The following is a 17,066-nucleotide window of genomic DNA, read 5'->3' as shown; positions in this document are numbered from 1 at the left end:
ATCCTTTTCATTAGTATTTATATTATTAACATGTGTATGATAGAATAAATATTAATAAAAATAAGCACAGAATCATTAAGTGCATTCGAAGGTGAAGAGAATTGAAAAAAGTTACGATGTTTGTCTGGAATCATTTTACGAACGATGCTCGTGTGAATAGAGAGTGCACCGCGTTGTCTGATAATAACTTTGATGTACATCTTATAGCGATCGATGATCCTAAAGATGAAAAAGTATTACAAGAAGAAAACGTGAAAGATAACTTTAAAGTATCGCGTGTGCAACGCTATCCTTCTTTCATTACAGCATATCAAAAAGACAAAAATTCATTTCTGATAAAAGTAGGTGCAGTAAGTACTGTCATTGGCGTTACACTTCTTTATTTTAATCTTATGCTGTTAATATACTTTGCATCTTTATTATTGATGATGGCGCTGAGCGTTAAACTTAGAAAAGTTCGTAAAAATATTGTCAATGCAGCAATTATCGGTCGAATGATAATTAAAGGTTATAAAGATAATGCCGATATTTATCATTCAAATGATTTAAATACGCTACCGCAGGGGATTATTTGTTCAAAATTTAGATTGAAACCTAAAAAGTTAGTTTATGATTCACATGAAGTTCAAACTTCAAGAACAGGTTATAATCCTAAAACGATAAAATTTTTTGAGTCATTCATGATAAAATTTGTTGATGAAATGATGGTAGAAAATCATACACGTGCGAAAAAGAATGAAGAGCTATACGGTTTTTATCCAAAAACACTATATAATTATTCGGAGTTATATGATATTGAAGAAAAACCTGATGTTGACTTACATGCTGAGCTAGGATTACCGAAAGAAGAAAAGATATTATTATATCAAGGTGGTTTGCAGCAAGGTCGTGGTTTAGAACTTCTGATTGAAATGATGCCTCAAGTTAAAGAAGGTACACTTGTATTTTTAGGGGCAGGTAAACTTGAGAAGACACTGAAAGAAATGGCGGCACAAAGTTCTGAAAGTGAGCGTATTAAATTTGTTGAAAAAGTTCACTTCAAAGCACTTCCTTCATATACAAAACAAGCATATTTAGGGTTTCAGGTACTACAAAATATTTGTTTTAATCATTATTCTGCAAGCTCAAATAAATTGTTTGAATATATTATGGCTCATGTACCTATAGTGAGTTGTAATTTTCCGGAAGTTAAAGCTGTGGTGGATCAAGGTGTCGGTATTTCAGTAGATAGTCATGATATCAATCAAATAGCGGAAGCGGTAAATAAACTTGTTGCAGATGAGACATTACGTAATCAATATAGTGAAAAATGTAAAGTGATAAAACATATCTATAACTGGGAAAATGAAAAACAAAAATTATTAGATGTTTATAATGCCCTATAAATTAATGCCCGTAAATGTTAATATTTACGGGTATTATTTTTGAATTAATGTTTTAATGTATTGTTATAAATATCTTTTATTAATTGGTATAATATAAACAATATATTAAATATACAAAATTTCACGTTAACTATTTAGATGATTGGAGTTATTCTATGGGGCGAGTTTTATTGGTTACTCAAAATTTTTATCCTGAAATTGGAAGTGGCGCAAATCGGTATAAAAATATTTTTACATTATTAAATAAGAATGGTATCGAAGCAGATGTGCTGACATCTGATCCTTCATATCCTAATGCTTCGATGTACAAGACTGATGAATATTGGAATGATATATATATAAATGATAAGAAGCGTCAAATTTTTAGAATTCAGACGTTATTAGACAAACAATCGAAATCTCATATTAAACGTATTATGTATTACATTGAGATTATGCTTCATACGTATAAGTTCATTAATAAAAACGCTAAGCATTATGAAAGCATTATTGTTACAAGTCCAAATATATTTATGCCACTCGCAATTGCTCCGCTTAAGAAAAAAATTGAGGCTGAAATTATTTTAGATGTCAGAGATTTATGGCCAGATAGTATATATGCATTAAATATAAAATGGATTAATTTATTTAAGCCTGTTCTTAATTATCTTGAAAGATATATTTATAATCAAAGTGCGAAAATTATATATAACCATAGGGGATTTAAAAATCATATTCTTAAAAGAATGAAAATAAAAGATAAACCTTTACTATATTTACCTAACAGTATAAATAAAGAAGAATTAAATTCAGTATTAACAAAAAAAGTAGAAGATTTTACAGTTTTCTATTCTGGTAATTTAGGATTTGCTCAAAATTCTGATGAACTTTTAGGCATTGCACAACGATTGAATCAATTAAATATAAAATTTGATGCGATTGTATATGGATTACATGCAAATGAATTTAAAGAAAATGTACGCAAATTAAATTTAGAACATGTTACGATTTACGACGTTTTACCACGTTTAGAATGTTTAAAATTTATGAAGGCAAGGCATTTATCGTTATCGTTACTAATTGAAGATGATATTTTTATGAATATTTTACCTGGGAAGATTATAGACTCTATAAGTTTAGGAATTCCAGTAATCACAAATATAGGCAACGAAGCTTCAGAGATGATTAACAATAATTTTCTTGGTTATGCAAAAGAAAAAGCCAGTATCGATGATATTATTAAAAACATTCAGACATTCAAATTAGATTCAGAAAAGTATGAACATTATTGTAATAATTGTTCCGACTATACAACGAAACATCTTGTTTGGGATAATAATATAAAAGCATTGATTGAATTAATTAATAAGGAGAAAAAATAATGAATCTTTTAGAATTATATGCGACGAGAGATTTGTCATTCTATATTTTATGTCAGGAAAATGAAGATAACTTAATAACGGCAGTAGATGATAAATCTGAAGCGGTTGGTGTATTGAGTGAACTCAATCAGAAAGTAGTAAAAGTAATAACTACTGAAAAAATAGATGAACAGGTTTGGGGATTGATTGAACAAAATGGCGAGCTTAGAGGATGGATTAAAATAATTTCGTCAATACTATTAACAAGTATCGATCCTTTGACGGTCAAAGTAAATTTAGATCATTTCGAAGTTGTACCTATTAATAAAAAGATAAATGCGAAACGTGATTATCAGCTCTTTTTTAATACAGGTAGTTTTACAGCTCGTGTAGCGCTTGAAGTAGAAGGTAGAATGACTTTAGGACTTTATAAAAAATCTCAATTCATAGGTTTCGTCTATGAAGATGATATTTATTATTCAAAGAAAATGAGCGAGCCGATGATTGCTAAAAATCTTACAACAGATGTATGTTACAAAGATTCTGATTTAAAATCTCAATTCAGTCAATTTATAGACTTTAGTGATGAACCTATAACGATTGTATTAGCTTTTCCTGCAATAGATTTAGTTCGTTTCCATCATAGAAATAAATATTATTATACTAAAGCACAAAATTTACATGGCTTTGATATCACTTCAATAGAATTCACTAAACCTATACTAGATACTAATTCAAGTTTAATTAATAATCTTCTCGGTTTATTTGATGAAGAGAGAGAGACTTCTCGAAGTATCATACAAAAATTAATCAATGAAAATATTGCTTTAACGGAGCAAATTTATAAAGCAGAAGAACGTAAAGCACGTTTAGAAGAACTTTATAATAATTTATCTAATTCTAAATTAGGAAGAATCCAAAGACAAATATGGAAGAGGAGACGTTAGTTGTGGCAAATGATGATAAGAAAGCAATTGAAACTGATCAAACTGTAGAAGATATTAATTTTGAAGAAATGTCTAAAATTGAAAGATATAAAACATACTATGACATGCTGGAAACGAATTATAATCTTGCAAAATTTCATTTACTGAATGATTCTGATTATCATTCTTTCCATAATTATTTTAAATTAGTTGATGAAAAAGCTAAAATTGACTTCTTTAATGAAGTCGAATCATATTTTCCGAATTTAAAAAAAGTTCAACCAAGTACATATTTCAAAAAGTCGGGAAAAAAAGTGGCGATAATCTGTGATGAGTTTTTATATAATTCATTTAAAGATGTTTCTGATTTAATATATATCTCACATAATGATATTGACAAAGTCTCTACACTAGATGTTGATTATTTTATGTATGCAACGAGTTGGCGTGGGATAGATATGTCCTGGGAAGGTAGCGCTAGCCCGAACAGTGAATTGAGACAGGATATTTATAACATCATTAATAAATTTAAGGACAGAAAAATAAAGACAGTATTTTATTCTAAAGAAGATCCCGTCAATTACAACTTATTTAAAGATGTTGCTGAGTTATGTGATGTTGTATTTACTAGTGCAAGTGAGATGGTACCGACGTATGTTGAATTATGTGGTCATGTAAATGTCCACAGTCTTCAGTTTGGAATTAATCCTTATTACCATAACCCCATTGGAACGCGTTCAGATTATGCGAAAAAAGTTAAAGATGAAGTTTTATTTGCTGGAAGCTGGCTAACAAAATATCCGACGCGTAATAAAGAAACAAGCATGATTTTAGACGGTTTAATTAAGGCAGAAAAAGAGTTTACAATTATTGATAGAAACTTAAATCTTAAGAAAGATCGTTACCTATTCCCTGCAAAATATATTCCATACCTTACTTATCCGATGAATCATGAAGATTTAATGAATACACATAAATTATATAGATGGGCGATTAACTTAAATTCTGTAAAATACAGCGAAACGATGTTTGCGAATCGTATTTTTGAATTACAAGCTTTTGGTAACTTGTTGTTATCTAACTATAGTGTAGGCGTTAATAACCAGTTCCCAAATGTTTTTATGATTAATAATAATGCTGATGTTGATCCGATTGTAAATAATTATAATGAATTAGATTTACGTGAATTCCAAGGTAAAGCAATACGTAATGTATTTAGAGAACATACAACTTATCATCGTTTATCTTATATAGAAAATATTGTTTTAGATACACCACTTCTGAAAGAACATAATCGAATTTTAGTAGTAAACGTAGAAGATAGTGAAGTGGTAAAAGAAAATTTTGAACGTCAGCTATATGTTGATAAAACATTAGTGAATGCATCAGAACTTTCAACAATTAATTTAAATGAATATGATTATTTAACATATATGAGTAAACAAAATGTTTATGGAGAATATTATTTAGAGGACTTGTTAACGCCATTTAAGTTTGTAGAAGTTGATTTTGTAACTAAAAAAGGAAATGGTGAAGTCCATAACCTGATCCATCAATTTTCTGATGAGACACTAACGATGTTTAAATTATCAAGCTTAAAAAACATTGAAGAAAAAGAGGCTTTAACAAATGGTTATTTAGCTGATGACATAGAAATTGAAAATAACAGACGCGCTCCAAAGTCTTCAAAAAAATTAAGTGTTATCGTTCCTATTCATAACAATGGTGTTTACTTAGAAGATAAATGTTTTGCAAGTTTAAGACGTTCTAGTATTTTTAATAAAATGGAAATTGTGTTTATTAATGATGGTAGTACGGACGATGAAACGATAAAAATCATTAATCGTATCCGAAGAAGATACCCGAATCATATTGTTTATAAAGCGTTTGATCAAGGATCAGGGTCTGCATCACGCCCTAGAAACGTAGGTATTGAACTTGCTACGTCACCTTATATTACCTATCTGGATCCAGATAACGAGGCAATGGGTGATGGATACGCTAAATTATTTGAACGATTAATGAGTGATTCTAGTATAGATTTAGTAGTAGGTAATATAATGAAAGAAGATAACGTGCGCCGCTCAAATTTCAACTTTGCTCAAACGATAAAAAAATATAATCAAAATCAATTGTTGATAGAAAATACACATCAGTTTATGAAAGATTCTGGTTTAAGAGCACAAAGTATTCAGGCACTCATCGTTAAGAAATCAATTATTGAAAATAATAATATTAGGATGGTTGAAGGTGCTGCTGGACAAGATACAATGTTCTTCCAGGAGTTGATGCTTTATTCAAATAAAGTGGAAGCGATGAATGTATATGTTCATATGTATTATGCAGCAGTATCAGGTTCTGTTACGAATACAATTGGCGCAAAATTCTTTGATAAATATTACAAATTAGAGACGGAACGTATCCCTTTCCTTAAAAAGCATAAATTATTAGATGCTTACATGACAGAAAGATTTAATTTTTACGTTAAAGGATGGTACATGGTTAGATTTGATAGAATTAAACCGGAAGAACGACATCAGGCAATCACACGTTTCTTAGATATTTATAGTTTGTATGATGGCATTAAACGACCACAAGATATAGAGCTTAATGAAACGATTGCTCAACTTAAAAAAGAGGTAAATTATAAGGGGTGATGTAATGCTCAAGCTTTCATTTGATGAATTACAACATTTCATATTTGAATCTGAATTCAATGATGAAATTTGTATTAATCACAAAGATAAATCCTTCTATTTCTTATTAAAATATAACAAGAATTTTAAAAAAATAATTTGTTTTAGTAATGGAGCAATTGATCCATCCAAGAAAAAACCGCCTCTATATCAAAGGTCAACATGGAAGAATGAATTTAAATCAAGTTGTTTATTTATCGATGATATAACATTACACGGAAATGGTTTAAAGATTGGTTGGGGTCAAGGTAAAGAAGATTCATTTGCATTAGAATTAGTTGCAGAAATAATTGAAGTTTTATTGAAACGTTTAGATTATAGTCATGATGCAACACTTTTTTACGGCTCTTCAGCTGGTGGATTTATGTCGATGTATTTAGGTATTTTAATCAAAGGCTCGAAAGTAATTGTAAACAATCCTCAAACGAATGTTTTAAATTATTTAGAAAAAAGTGTAAACCAAATGCTTGAAATCGTATATCCTAACCTTACAAAACAAGAAGTAATTGAAAAATATTTAGATAGATTATCTATTACAAAGGCATTTGAAAAATATCAATATATTCCTGATTTACTATATATGCAAAATAGAGCAAGTCTAACAGATATGAGAGATCATGTAAAACCTTTTATAACAGAGCTTTCTTATTTGAATTTGCCATTAAATAATATTGAATATTATTATTACAAACATCCGAAAGAAGGTCATAGTCCATTATCAAAAGATCAAACAATGCGATTAATACAACATCATCTTTAATATCGATTGTTTGCATTTACTGAAGGAGAAAACGTTATGTCAGATTATTTAATCCATAAAGCCTTTTTAATTACAAAAGAAACAATTAAAAATGAGCATTTACAAGAAAATTATCGTTTAGATGGAGGATATCAATTATATACTTCAAAGGATTTACGTGTATCCAGTTATGAAACCAAAAATGGAAGTGTTTATTTATTAGGGTATGCATTTGATATTAGTATACCTAACATCACACCTTTTGAAATATTAAATCGTGTCCTTTATGAAAAGCTTTCTGCAAGTAGCCATTCAATTAATCATTTAAATGGCAGTTTTGTAATTGTTAAATCAACAGCCGACGGTATAGAAATCTTTTCTGATGCAGCAGGTTTCAGATCTCCATATTATACTTCTGATTTATCAATTGTTTCATCTCATGATAAATTAATCGGTGATATTTTTGGAAATAAAAAAATAACATCACGAACTAATATACTTGATCATTCCAGATATGAAGATGTTTTTAAACTTGTACCTTCTGTGAAGTTGACTATTGGACAAGCAAAAGTGAGAATATATCCTAATCCTGCTTTGAAACATCATCGTTATCAGGAAATATTGTCTGAAATGAAAAAGCATATTAAACACTTGAACCTGTCTTTAAATAAAGTTAATAACAAATTGTTAGTGGGTATTACCGGTGGTATAGACTCGAAATGCACATTAGCACTTACAAAACCTTTGACAAAGCCGGTGCATACTTTTACTTATATGAAAGACATTTATTCTATACAGGAAAAAAGGGCACGACAAATCTATAAAAATGACAAAGTTATCGTAAATCGCTTAACGAAAAATATCAATTTAGATCATGAGATGATTGAATTTAATTTAAATGACGTTGACAAAGAGTTTTCAAGGAATATGTTTGAAATCACTGGAACGACATTCAATCATCCAATTGCTGAAATTTTTGAAGAGAAGTATAAGAAAGAAGAGGAAGATGTTTTACAATTTAGAAGTGTGATCTTCTCAAATGCAAAATATGATTATCCTAAAGCTTACCTGGAAAAAGAGATGTCAATAAAAGATATCTATGAATATTTTCATAACAAAATGCTCAAAGAAGAGAGTTATGATAATGCAGTGAAAGCGGCAGATGATTATTTTGATAGAACGCTTACGAATATAGACACAGATGATTATATCGAACTATTAGATATTATTCATATTGATTCAAGGATGGGAAACTGGCATAGTCAATTAATAAAAGAAACAGATAGAGTGATGGACTTTTTTAATTACTTAAATGATAGACAAACATTGAATTTATTACTTCATCTACCTGTAGAAGTGAGAAGAAATCATTTATTCCATAAAGATTTAATCGATACGTATTGGCCAATATTAAATTTCTTTGAAGAAAACGGGACAGATACACTGTATTCTTTAGAAAGAAATGATATTATGCAAAATATAGCTTCAGATGCGGGTATATTAAATGAAGTAAATATTGATTTTGATTTAGACGAAGATATGTATGCCTTAATACCAAAAGTAGATCTAAATGATACTGCAAGTTTAATCTATAAAGCAGAAGTAAAAAGAAAATTCCCAAGTACATTGCTTTCTTTTTATAATAATGAAAAAGGTAGAAATTATATTAAGGTGCATATTAAGCATAATGAACAAACAGATATTATTGATATAGTAGATTTATCAAAAGGATATCCAATATATCCAGAACAAAAGTATGAAATAGAGATAAAATATCAAAAACCTACTGCTACTGCTTCATGGATTAAAGCAGGAACTGTATATATAAAATAACCTATTTAAGATGGACATATGTGCCATCTTTTTTATTATTAATAGTTTAATTTTAATTTTTTTAAAAATATGTAATTTTAATGGAATGCATTTAATATATATAGAGCAATTTAAGTAGATTATTGTAGCAATTATAGCTATAATGATGTAACATAAGTTTGGAAAAGTATATTTACCGCATAGAACTTTTTAACTTCTTTCAAAAGTAAATATATGAAAAATATACGCAAAGCGTAAACTAAAGGATAGGTGTTTATTTTGAAATTAACAACAATCGGATTAGGCTACATAGGTTTACCTACTTCTATTATGTTCGCTAAACATGGGGTAGATGTATTAGGAGTAGACATTAAACAAGAGGCAGTTGATAAATTAAATAGTGGTCAAATTCATATCGAAGAACCAGGTCTTCAGGAAGCTTTAGATGAAGTACTATCGAGTGGTAAATTCAGAGCTTCAACTAAACCTGAAGAAGCTGATGTATATATTATTGCTGTACCAACGCCAAATAACGATGACGAGCACAAATCTTGTGATAATTCGATCGTAATGGCTGGTGTAGAAAGTATCGTACCATTGCTTAAAAAAGGTGATACAGTTATTGTTGAATCTACAATTGCACCACGTACAATGGATGACTTTGTAAAACCTTATTTAGAATCAAAAGGTTTTGTTATTGGAGAAGATATTTATTTAGTTCACTGTCCGGAACGTGTATTACCTGGACAAATTATGCATGAATTAATATACAACAACCGTATTATCGGTGGTATCACACCTGCATGTGTGGAAGCTGGTAAAAAAGTATATGGTATTTTTGTAAAAGGTGAAATGATTGAAACACAAGCTAAAACTGCTGAAATGTCTAAGTTAATGGAAAATACTTATCGCGACGTAAATATCGCATTAGCAAATGAATTAGCTAAAATTTGTAACAAATTAAACATTAATGTTCATGATGTTATTTCTATGGCAAATAAACATCCGCGTGTAAACATACACACACCTGGTCCTGGTGTTGGAGGTCACTGTTTAGCAGTAGATCCATACTTTATCATTGCAGAGGCACCTGAAGTTGCTAAATTAATTAAATTATCACGTGATATTAACGTTTCTATGCCAGAATATGTAGTTGAATATGCTAAAAAAGCACTAGCTAAAGTTGGTGGTAATAAAGTTACTGTTTTCGGTTTAACATACAAAGGTGATGTTGATGATATTCGTGAATCACCAGCATTTGACATCTATGAAATGCTTAAAGCTGAAAAAGATTTAGAAGTATCTGCATTTGATCCACATGTGCAATTAGATTGGGTTGAAAAAGATATCGATAAAGCATTAGAAGGCAGTTCATTAGTATTAGTATTAAGTGATCATTCTGAATTTAAAGTATTAAAAGATGAAGATTTCAAAGCGATGAAAGACAAAGTCATCTTTGATACGAAAAACGTAGTACCTAATGAATTTAAGGATGTACAATACTATAACTATGGTAATATCCAAAATTTATAATCCATAAAAAAAACAGAAACAGCAGCGCTGTTTCTGTTTTTTATGAGTTCTGGTTAATTACTTCATTCATTTGACCTTTAAATTGACGATATGCTTCATTCACTTGACCATAATAATTACGATTGATTTCAATTACCTTATTTTCATAAATACGGTCAGCTTCTGCACGCATACCTTCGTGCTGTCTTACAGCATCTGCATTAGAACTACTATTTAATAATGCATCTGCTTTTTGGTACGTTGCATTTCTTTCAGATAAAGCAGCTTGTAATGCATTATTTCGGGTTGATACGGCATTTTGTATAGCTTCATCACGATTTGCCACTGAAGTTTTTATTTCTTCCGGTGTTTGTTCATCATTAGTTTCTGTTTGTGGTGTTTCAGTAGTAACAGTTTCATTTGTTTTTTCTTCGGTAGAAGTGTTTTTGTTATTTTTCTCTTTTTCAGCTTTTAATTCTTCTTCTTTTTCTTTTAATTTGTCTTTAGCGATTTGTGCTTCCTTTTTAGCTTTTTCTATTGCTTTTTCTTCTTTGTTATCCCCACCACAAGCAGTAAGAAATATTGTAGATGACAAGAATAGAATAGAAAGATTTTTAAGTTGTTTGTGCATAATATGCCTCCTTTTATATCTTGTATATCAATATAACATAAGTTCCATTTTATTGGAATTCTGATGTATATCTATGTAAATAATGCTATAATAAATTAAGTTTAAAACTAATGTGTGGAGGATTAACTTGTGATAAAAATAGCTATCTTGCATGAAGGTAAAGCATATATGCCAGAAATAGGTGCTTATGCTTCTTATTTAAATGAATCTGGAGAATTTTTGGTTGATGTTGTAGAAGATGCTGCTCAAATTACGGAAGAATACGATATTGTCTGGAAAGTCATGGGATTAGATCGAAAACGTAATAACAAGCAAGCTTTGATTCATGAATACAACACGATAACAGTAGGGAAAAATGCAAAAATAAAAGACTCCCTAAAAAAATTATTAAATACAAAACCTGATGGTCGTATTTTCCAAAATAAAAAGGTGCATCAAGTTTTTAATTTTAAAGATAATCAACCATATATTTATAGAGATATGGGGATAAACAAGCAATACTTTCTGCAAAATGATGTAGAGAAAGAATATGATTTTGTATACATAGGTACGATGGATCCATCAAGAGAACTAAATAAGATGCTGGAAATGTTTAAGAAAAATAGTGATTTATCGATCATTTTAATTGGAACACCAGATCCGGATTTAGAAAAAGAATATGGCCACTTGGCGAATGTTCATTTTGTAGGTCGTGTTCCTTATGAAGAACTACCTTTAACGGCGGCTAAAGCGCGTTATGGCATGAATTATATTCCTGATGTATTTCCATTTAATAAACAAACTTCTACGAAATTACTTGAATATTGCGCTTTAAATTTAAAAGTGGTAACGACAAGTTATGAATGGGTAAATAATTTTGAAAAAGAAAACAATGCGCGATTTTTCAAATTGAATGATGATTTATCTAACTTAAACCGTGAATCACTGGAACAATATAACTTTATTACGCCAGACCTCAGTCACTTTGAATGGCATACATTATTTGATAAAGCTGAATTAATACCTTTTATTAAAGCTGTATATGAAAATCACAAAAGGAAACAAAAATAATGAAGTTAATTATTATTGGAAATAGCGGACATAAAAAGGTTGTTTCAGAAGTAGCTGCCGACTTAGGATTTACGATAGTGGGTATTATCGATGATACATTTGAAAATAGATTTGTTAAAGATGGTATGATGTATGGCAACACACATCACATTCACGAAATGGTAAAAGAAACAAAAGCATTGCTTTTCTTTGGTATTGGAAATAATAAAGTTCGTAAATTAATTATTGAAAGAGAAAACTTAACAGATGAAATGTTTGCTCAATTACTCTCTCCGCTTGCAAATATTTCTAAAAGTGCCCAAATAGGTAGTGGTACTTTAGTTATGCCAGGCGCAATAATCAATGCTGATGCAAAAATAAATAAACAGGTGATCATTAACAGTGGCGCAATCGTTGAACATGATTGTATTGTAAATAATTATGCCCATATCTCGCCAAATGCTACTTTAACGGGTGCAGTAAAGATTGGAGAAGGCACACAAATCGGAGCTTCTGCTGTGGTGAATCCATTGATAAATGTTGGAGATTGGGTCACTATTGGTAGTGGTGCGAGTGTAGTAAGGGATATTCAGTCAAATGTAATCGCTGTAGGTGTACCTGCAAGAGTGATAAAGAATTTATAAGGAGCATTTTATGAAATTAAGTATAATTATGCCAGTTTATAATGTTGAACAATACTTACCTGAATGTATAGAAAGTATCCTTAAACAGGACGTCGATCCTAATTCTTATGAAATGATTATTGTTAATGATAATTCTCCCGATAATTCATTAAGTATTGCAGAAGATTATAAAAAGAATCATTCAAATATAAAAATAATCAGTCAGGCTAATGGTGGAATAGCTGCTGCTAGAAATACAGGTATTCGTGCAGCACAAGGTGAATACATTGTAATGCTTGACTCAGATGATTTTTATTCAAAAGTATTTTTTGATGATATTTTTACCTTTATTGAACAAAATAATCATCCAGATGTTGTGCTATTTGATTATAATTATTTTTATATGCTTGATAATAAACATGAACGTGTAAAAAGGCCATTTATACCAGAAGATTTTAAAGGTTTATCTGGTGAGCAAGTTTTAGAAATGATTTTAGATAAAGAATTGATGTTTAGTTGGTATGCATGGCCATTTTTTGTAAAAACTAAAATTATTAAGGATAATGAACTTTATTTTATCAAGAATAAGAATTACGAAGATATGATGTGGACACCGATAGTATTTGCTTTAGCAAAATCAGTTGCATACTTTGATGAAGCGGTATTAGAATATCGTCAACAACGAGCGGGTCAAATTACCGGTACGATGAGTTACAAAAATATTGTTGACCCTTTATATGCACCAAAAATCGTTGACGAATTATTTGAAAAATACGCTGTTAAATTGAATGATAATACTAACTATAAATTGAAATGTAATATTGCCAATAAATATTTCATTGCTTTCATTTATGGAGCATTGCTAAGTAGAAATGAGCGAAATCAATTAATTAATGAATTAAAATCACATGAATATCTGCGTAAATTTGCATATACAAAGTTAACAAAACGTATAAATTTATTGATAAGTGGTATAGGTATTAAAAATACGATTAAATTGTTTAGTATCGTTTTACCGACCTACAGAAAAATTAATGGCAAATAATACATAGCGATATTAATAAAACTTTAATAAATGAGGGATTAAAATGAAAAAGGTATTATTTTCAGCGAATGTATTTCGTCATTTCACTGCGTTTCATACGCCGTATATGAAAATGCTGATGGATAAAGGTTATGAAGTTTATGCCATAGCAAATGAAGATTATGGTGGACATAAAGAACAGCTAGATCAAATTGGTATACATACGATTGAAGTACCAATAAATCGTAATCCACTATCTACAGATAATTTGAAAAGTTATCAAATATTAAAAGAAACGATGAAAAGTGAAGACTTTGATATTGTTCATGTTCATACACCAATTGCCGCATTCTTAACACGTTTGGCAAAACCAAGCCATATGAAAGGAAAATTAATATATACGGCGCATGGATTTCATTTCTTTAAAGATGCGCCGCTTATGAACTGGTTGTTGTATTTTCCATTAGAAAAAATGACTGCTGCAAAAACTGATTTATTAATTACTACTAATAATGAAGATACTGTGACAGCTAAACGATTAGGGTTTTCAAATGACAATTTATTACATATTAAAGGTGTTGGGGTTGAAATTGATCACCCACAATTAACAGATGAAGAGAAATTAAATTTGAGAACTGATTTAGGTCTGTCTTCAGCAGACAAAGTGATTATTTGTGTTGCTGAAATGAATGATAATAAAAATCAAATGTTTATTTTACAAAATTGGAATAACATCAAGGAAGCAGTGCCAGATGCAGTATTATTATTTGCAGGTATTGGCCCTAATTTGGAAGTATATGAACAGTATAAAAAGGACAATCATTTAAAAGATGTATATTTCTTAGGATTCAGAAAGGATGTTCCTAACTTATTACAAATTTCTGATGTGATGACATTATTAAGTCATCGTGAAGGCTTACCTAAAAGTATTATGGAGGGTATGGCACAAGGTTTACCATGTGTTGTAACAGATACACGTGGTTTAGTAGATTTAGTAGATGATAATGAAAATGGTTATATCGTAGAAAAAGGAAATGATGAAAGTTTAACTTATGCATTTGTTAAATTATTAAGGGATGATAATCTACGTAAAAATATGGGCGATAAAAGTAAGGAAAAGGTTGAATCTTTCACTTTAGATTCCGTAATGAAGGATTATGAACAGGCATATCTTAATTAATATGCACGTGATTGGAGTTTTTTCTAGATGAAAAAAATGAATTTTGTTTGGATGTTTTTAGGCACTGGTATGGGTGCCATTATGGGGTTACTCATGAACATTCTCCTTGCGCGTAATCTTGCTAAGGAAGATTACGGTATTTTTGGTATAGGTCTAACTTTTATTAATATATTATCAGTGATAATCGGCTTTGGTGTAGCAGATTTTATTGTTAAAAGTTTCGCTGTAGAAGGTAGAAGAGCGTATCGTTATGTGAATGCATGTATTTCATTATTTACCATTAGCTTTACGATCACCTTGTTAATACTTTTAATAGTTGTATTCTCACCAATGTATGATTTTGAAACAAAGTACTTTCTATTATTAATTGTACCGAATATTTTCTTGCAAGGTATATATGCCATAAACAATTCAATCAACCAAATCGAAGAAAATTTTAAAGCTGTTTCATTAAGCAACTTCTTATTATACTTTGTACGCTTTTTTGCAGCTGTACTAGCAGTATTAACATTCAAAGATATTATTGCATTAGGATGGTATATTGTAATTCTATCTATCCTTGCTATTTTTCCTTTTTGGCGTGTTGTCAGAAAGTTATATACTCGCGAAATAAAAGTGCCTGTATTACAAGATGCCAAGATTCCTGAAGATGCTACAGTTTTAGAAACATTTAAAGAAACTTATCCTTTCGGTTTGATAGGTATATTTTATTTTATTTATTATCAAAGTAATGTATTATTATTATCATTTTTAGTTGGAAAAGTAGCAGTAGGTGAATACAATGCTGCATTTGCAATAATTCAACTTGCATTTATGTTTCCTGATTTAATATTTAGACGTATTTTTTATACACGAATACATGTATGGGCTACGCATGATCCAGTACAGCTTAAAAGGTTTAATCAAAGAAGCTCGATTATATTATTTTTACTGGGTTTAGTAGGGATAGTATTTATATGGTTCACAGCGAAGTACTTAATATTGTTCACGGCTGGAGAAAAATATTTAGATTCAGTGTTTTATCTTCAGCTATTGAGTCTGGCGATATTATTTAAATTTGCTACTGCGGTAAATGGCACAATACTTTCTACGCAACATATGGTCTATAAAATGATGAGAATAAATGCGATTATTGCAATCATCAACCTCATTGCAAATATTATATTAATTCCAATATTTAAAGTGGAAGGTGCTATATTTGCTACACTTATTTCTGAATTTACAATGGCAATCATTGTATTTATCGTATCTCATAAATATTTAAATCGATTAGTAGCTAATGCAACTGAAAATAATTTGGAGAGTTAGCGACAAATATCTTATTGTAAAGTTTTTGTAAATATCACTTAATATTTTAGTAAATTCATTTTAAAATAGACATTTTATAATCAAAATTTCTAAAATGTAGTAAAAACATAAATTTCTTATGGTAAAATAAATTGATTATAAAATTAATTAGAACTTATTGGAGGTAACAAAATGCAAGATACCATGAATTTTACTCAAATTTTTGAGGCATTAAAGAAAGGTTGGAAATTTATACTCGGTGTTACGATTTTATTTGCTTTACTCGCTGCAGCAATTTCTTATTTTTTACTAACACCAGTGTACAAGTCAGAAGCAACATTACTTGTAAATCAAGAAACGCGTACAAGCAAGAGTAATGATGCTGTAGATTTACAAACGAACTTACAATCTATTACTACATATGCAAGTATCGCAAAATTACCAGACACACTTTTACCCGTAATTGATAAGTTGAATCTTAATGTATTACCAGAAGATCTAGCAAAAGATATCGATGCAACTGCTGTTCAAAACTCGACACTATTAACGATTACAGTTGAGAATCCATCACAAAAACGTGCTGTAGATATTGCAAACGAAATTACGAAGACAATGGTAGAAAAAAACTCGTTAGATTTAAATAACTTAAAGGTAGCTTCTAAAGCACGTGTTATCCGTAATGCAAAACCAGTTGAACCTACACCATTAATCAATATCGGTATTGGTGCAGCTTTAGGTCTGTTATTAAGTCTATTCTATGTTTTAGCTAAAGCTTTAATGGATGTATCGCTTAAAACTTCAGAGCAAGTTGAACGTGAAATTGGCGTTTCAGTAATCGGTAATATTCCATATATCAAATAATCATTGAATGACAAAGGAGTT

At 29.9% G+C, this 17,066-nt stretch carries 14 protein-coding genes; 13 read left to right on the top strand and 1 reads right to left on the bottom strand.

The window, feature by feature from the left end; translation table 11 throughout:
* Positions 1 to 101: 101 nt before the first annotated feature.
* The 7 genes from BFS35_RS05135 to BFS35_RS05105 all read left to right on the top strand — a co-directional run bounded on the left by BFS35_RS05135 (position 102) and on the right by BFS35_RS05105 (position 10,431).
* Positions 102 to 1,385 (top strand): glycosyltransferase, encoded by a 1,284-nt coding sequence (locus tag BFS35_RS05135; RefSeq protein WP_099580606.1) that lies wholly within the window; start codon positions 102 to 104, stop codon positions 1,383 to 1,385.
* Positions 1,386 to 1,540: 155 nt separating this feature from the next.
* Complete coding sequence (locus BFS35_RS05130; RefSeq protein ID WP_099580608.1) at positions 1,541 to 2,746, top strand: glycosyltransferase family 4 protein; 1,206 nt, start codon at positions 1,541 to 1,543, stop codon at positions 2,744 to 2,746.
* A complete protein-coding gene (locus BFS35_RS05125; RefSeq protein WP_099580610.1) occupies positions 2,746 to 3,672 on the top strand; it encodes a hypothetical protein in 927 nt (308 codons plus the stop codon). The genes BFS35_RS05130 and BFS35_RS05125 overlap by 1 nt, the downstream gene beginning before the upstream one ends.
* A 2-nt stretch (positions 3,673 to 3,674) precedes the next feature.
* Positions 3,675 to 6,308: a glycosyltransferase gene (locus BFS35_RS05120; protein ID WP_240628365.1), complete on the top strand. Its 2,634-nt coding sequence runs from the start codon at positions 3,675 to 3,677 to the stop codon at positions 6,306 to 6,308.
* A 4-nt stretch (positions 6,309 to 6,312) separates the two neighbouring features.
* Entirely contained in the window at positions 6,313 to 7,107 is a 795-nt protein-coding gene (locus BFS35_RS05115; protein ID WP_099580612.1) for a hypothetical protein, read from the top strand.
* 36 nt (positions 7,108 to 7,143) lie between these two features.
* Positions 7,144 to 8,919 (top strand): hypothetical protein, encoded by a 1,776-nt coding sequence (locus tag BFS35_RS05110; RefSeq protein ID WP_099580614.1) that lies wholly within the window; start codon positions 7,144 to 7,146, stop codon positions 8,917 to 8,919.
* Positions 8,920 to 9,177: 258 nt separating this feature from the next.
* Positions 9,178 to 10,431: a nucleotide sugar dehydrogenase gene (locus BFS35_RS05105; protein ID WP_099580616.1), complete on the top strand. Its 1,254-nt coding sequence runs from the start codon at positions 9,178 to 9,180 to the stop codon at positions 10,429 to 10,431.
* A 40-nt stretch (positions 10,432 to 10,471) separates the two neighbouring features.
* Here the strand turns inward: BFS35_RS05105 and BFS35_RS05100 are convergent, their stop codons facing one another.
* Complete coding sequence (locus BFS35_RS05100) at positions 10,472 to 11,041, bottom strand: hypothetical protein (RefSeq protein WP_099580618.1); 570 nt, start codon at positions 11,039 to 11,041, stop codon at positions 10,472 to 10,474.
* A 129-nt stretch (positions 11,042 to 11,170) separates the two neighbouring features.
* On the opposite strand from BFS35_RS05100, the gene BFS35_RS05095 reads away from it, so the two are divergent.
* The 6 genes from BFS35_RS05095 (at position 11,171) to BFS35_RS05070 (ending at position 17,045) form a co-directional block, all read left to right on the top strand.
* Positions 11,171 to 12,091 (top strand): glycosyltransferase family protein, encoded by a 921-nt coding sequence (locus tag BFS35_RS05095; protein WP_099580621.1) that lies wholly within the window; start codon positions 11,171 to 11,173, stop codon positions 12,089 to 12,091.
* The gene (locus BFS35_RS05090) at positions 12,091 to 12,714 is read left to right on the top strand and encodes an acetyltransferase (protein WP_099580623.1); all 624 of its coding nucleotides are present in this window, start codon (positions 12,091 to 12,093) and stop codon (positions 12,712 to 12,714) included. The genes BFS35_RS05095 and BFS35_RS05090 overlap by 1 nt, the downstream gene beginning before the upstream one ends.
* A gap of 10 nt (positions 12,715 to 12,724) precedes the next feature.
* Positions 12,725 to 13,738, top strand: coding sequence for a glycosyltransferase (locus BFS35_RS05085; RefSeq protein ID WP_099580625.1), 1,014 nt, complete (start codon positions 12,725 to 12,727; stop codon positions 13,736 to 13,738).
* 43 nt (positions 13,739 to 13,781) lie between these two features.
* Positions 13,782 to 14,897, top strand: coding sequence for a glycosyltransferase family 4 protein (locus BFS35_RS05080; protein WP_099580627.1), 1,116 nt, complete (start codon positions 13,782 to 13,784; stop codon positions 14,895 to 14,897).
* Positions 14,898 to 14,924: 27 nt separating this feature from the next.
* Positions 14,925 to 16,205: a flippase gene (locus tag BFS35_RS05075; RefSeq protein ID WP_099580629.1), complete on the top strand. Its 1,281-nt coding sequence runs from the start codon at positions 14,925 to 14,927 to the stop codon at positions 16,203 to 16,205.
* Positions 16,206 to 16,376: 171 nt separating this feature from the next.
* Positions 16,377 to 17,045 (top strand): YveK family protein, encoded by a 669-nt coding sequence (locus BFS35_RS05070; RefSeq protein WP_099580631.1) that lies wholly within the window; start codon positions 16,377 to 16,379, stop codon positions 17,043 to 17,045.
* The last annotated feature ends 21 nt before the right edge of the window (positions 17,046 to 17,066 follow it).

The organism is Macrococcoides goetzii (assembly GCF_002742385.2).
Classification (GTDB): Bacteria; Bacillota; Bacilli; order Staphylococcales; family Staphylococcaceae; genus Macrococcoides; species Macrococcoides goetzii.
Note: the sequence above shows the minus strand (reverse complement) of the source record. Positions and strands in the feature narration are given on the sequence as shown.

Bases quoted from the DNA above. Each gene is read 5' to 3' on its own strand.
- BFS35_RS05130 (WP_099580608.1), top strand. From the start codon at position 1,541: ATGGGGCGAGTTTTATTGGTTACTCAAAATTTTTATCCTGAAATTGGA.
- BFS35_RS05125 (WP_099580610.1), top strand. From the start codon at position 2,746: ATGAATCTTTTAGAATTATATGCGACGAGAGATTTGTCATTCTATATT.
- BFS35_RS05115 (WP_099580612.1), top strand. From the start codon at position 6,313: ATGCTCAAGCTTTCATTTGATGAATTACAACATTTCATATTTGAATCT.
- BFS35_RS05110 (WP_099580614.1), top strand. From the start codon at position 7,144: ATGTCAGATTATTTAATCCATAAAGCCTTTTTAATTACAAAAGAAACA.
- BFS35_RS05100 (WP_099580618.1), bottom strand. From the start codon at position 11,041: ATGCACAAACAACTTAAAAATCTTTCTATTCTATTCTTGTCATCTACA.
- BFS35_RS05090 (WP_099580623.1), top strand. From the start codon at position 12,091: ATGAAGTTAATTATTATTGGAAATAGCGGACATAAAAAGGTTGTTTCA.
- BFS35_RS05085 (WP_099580625.1), top strand. From the start codon at position 12,725: ATGAAATTAAGTATAATTATGCCAGTTTATAATGTTGAACAATACTTA.
- BFS35_RS05080 (WP_099580627.1), top strand. From the start codon at position 13,782: ATGAAAAAGGTATTATTTTCAGCGAATGTATTTCGTCATTTCACTGCG.
- BFS35_RS05075 (WP_099580629.1), top strand. From the start codon at position 14,925: ATGAAAAAAATGAATTTTGTTTGGATGTTTTTAGGCACTGGTATGGGT.
- BFS35_RS05070 (WP_099580631.1), top strand. From the start codon at position 16,377: ATGCAAGATACCATGAATTTTACTCAAATTTTTGAGGCATTAAAGAAA.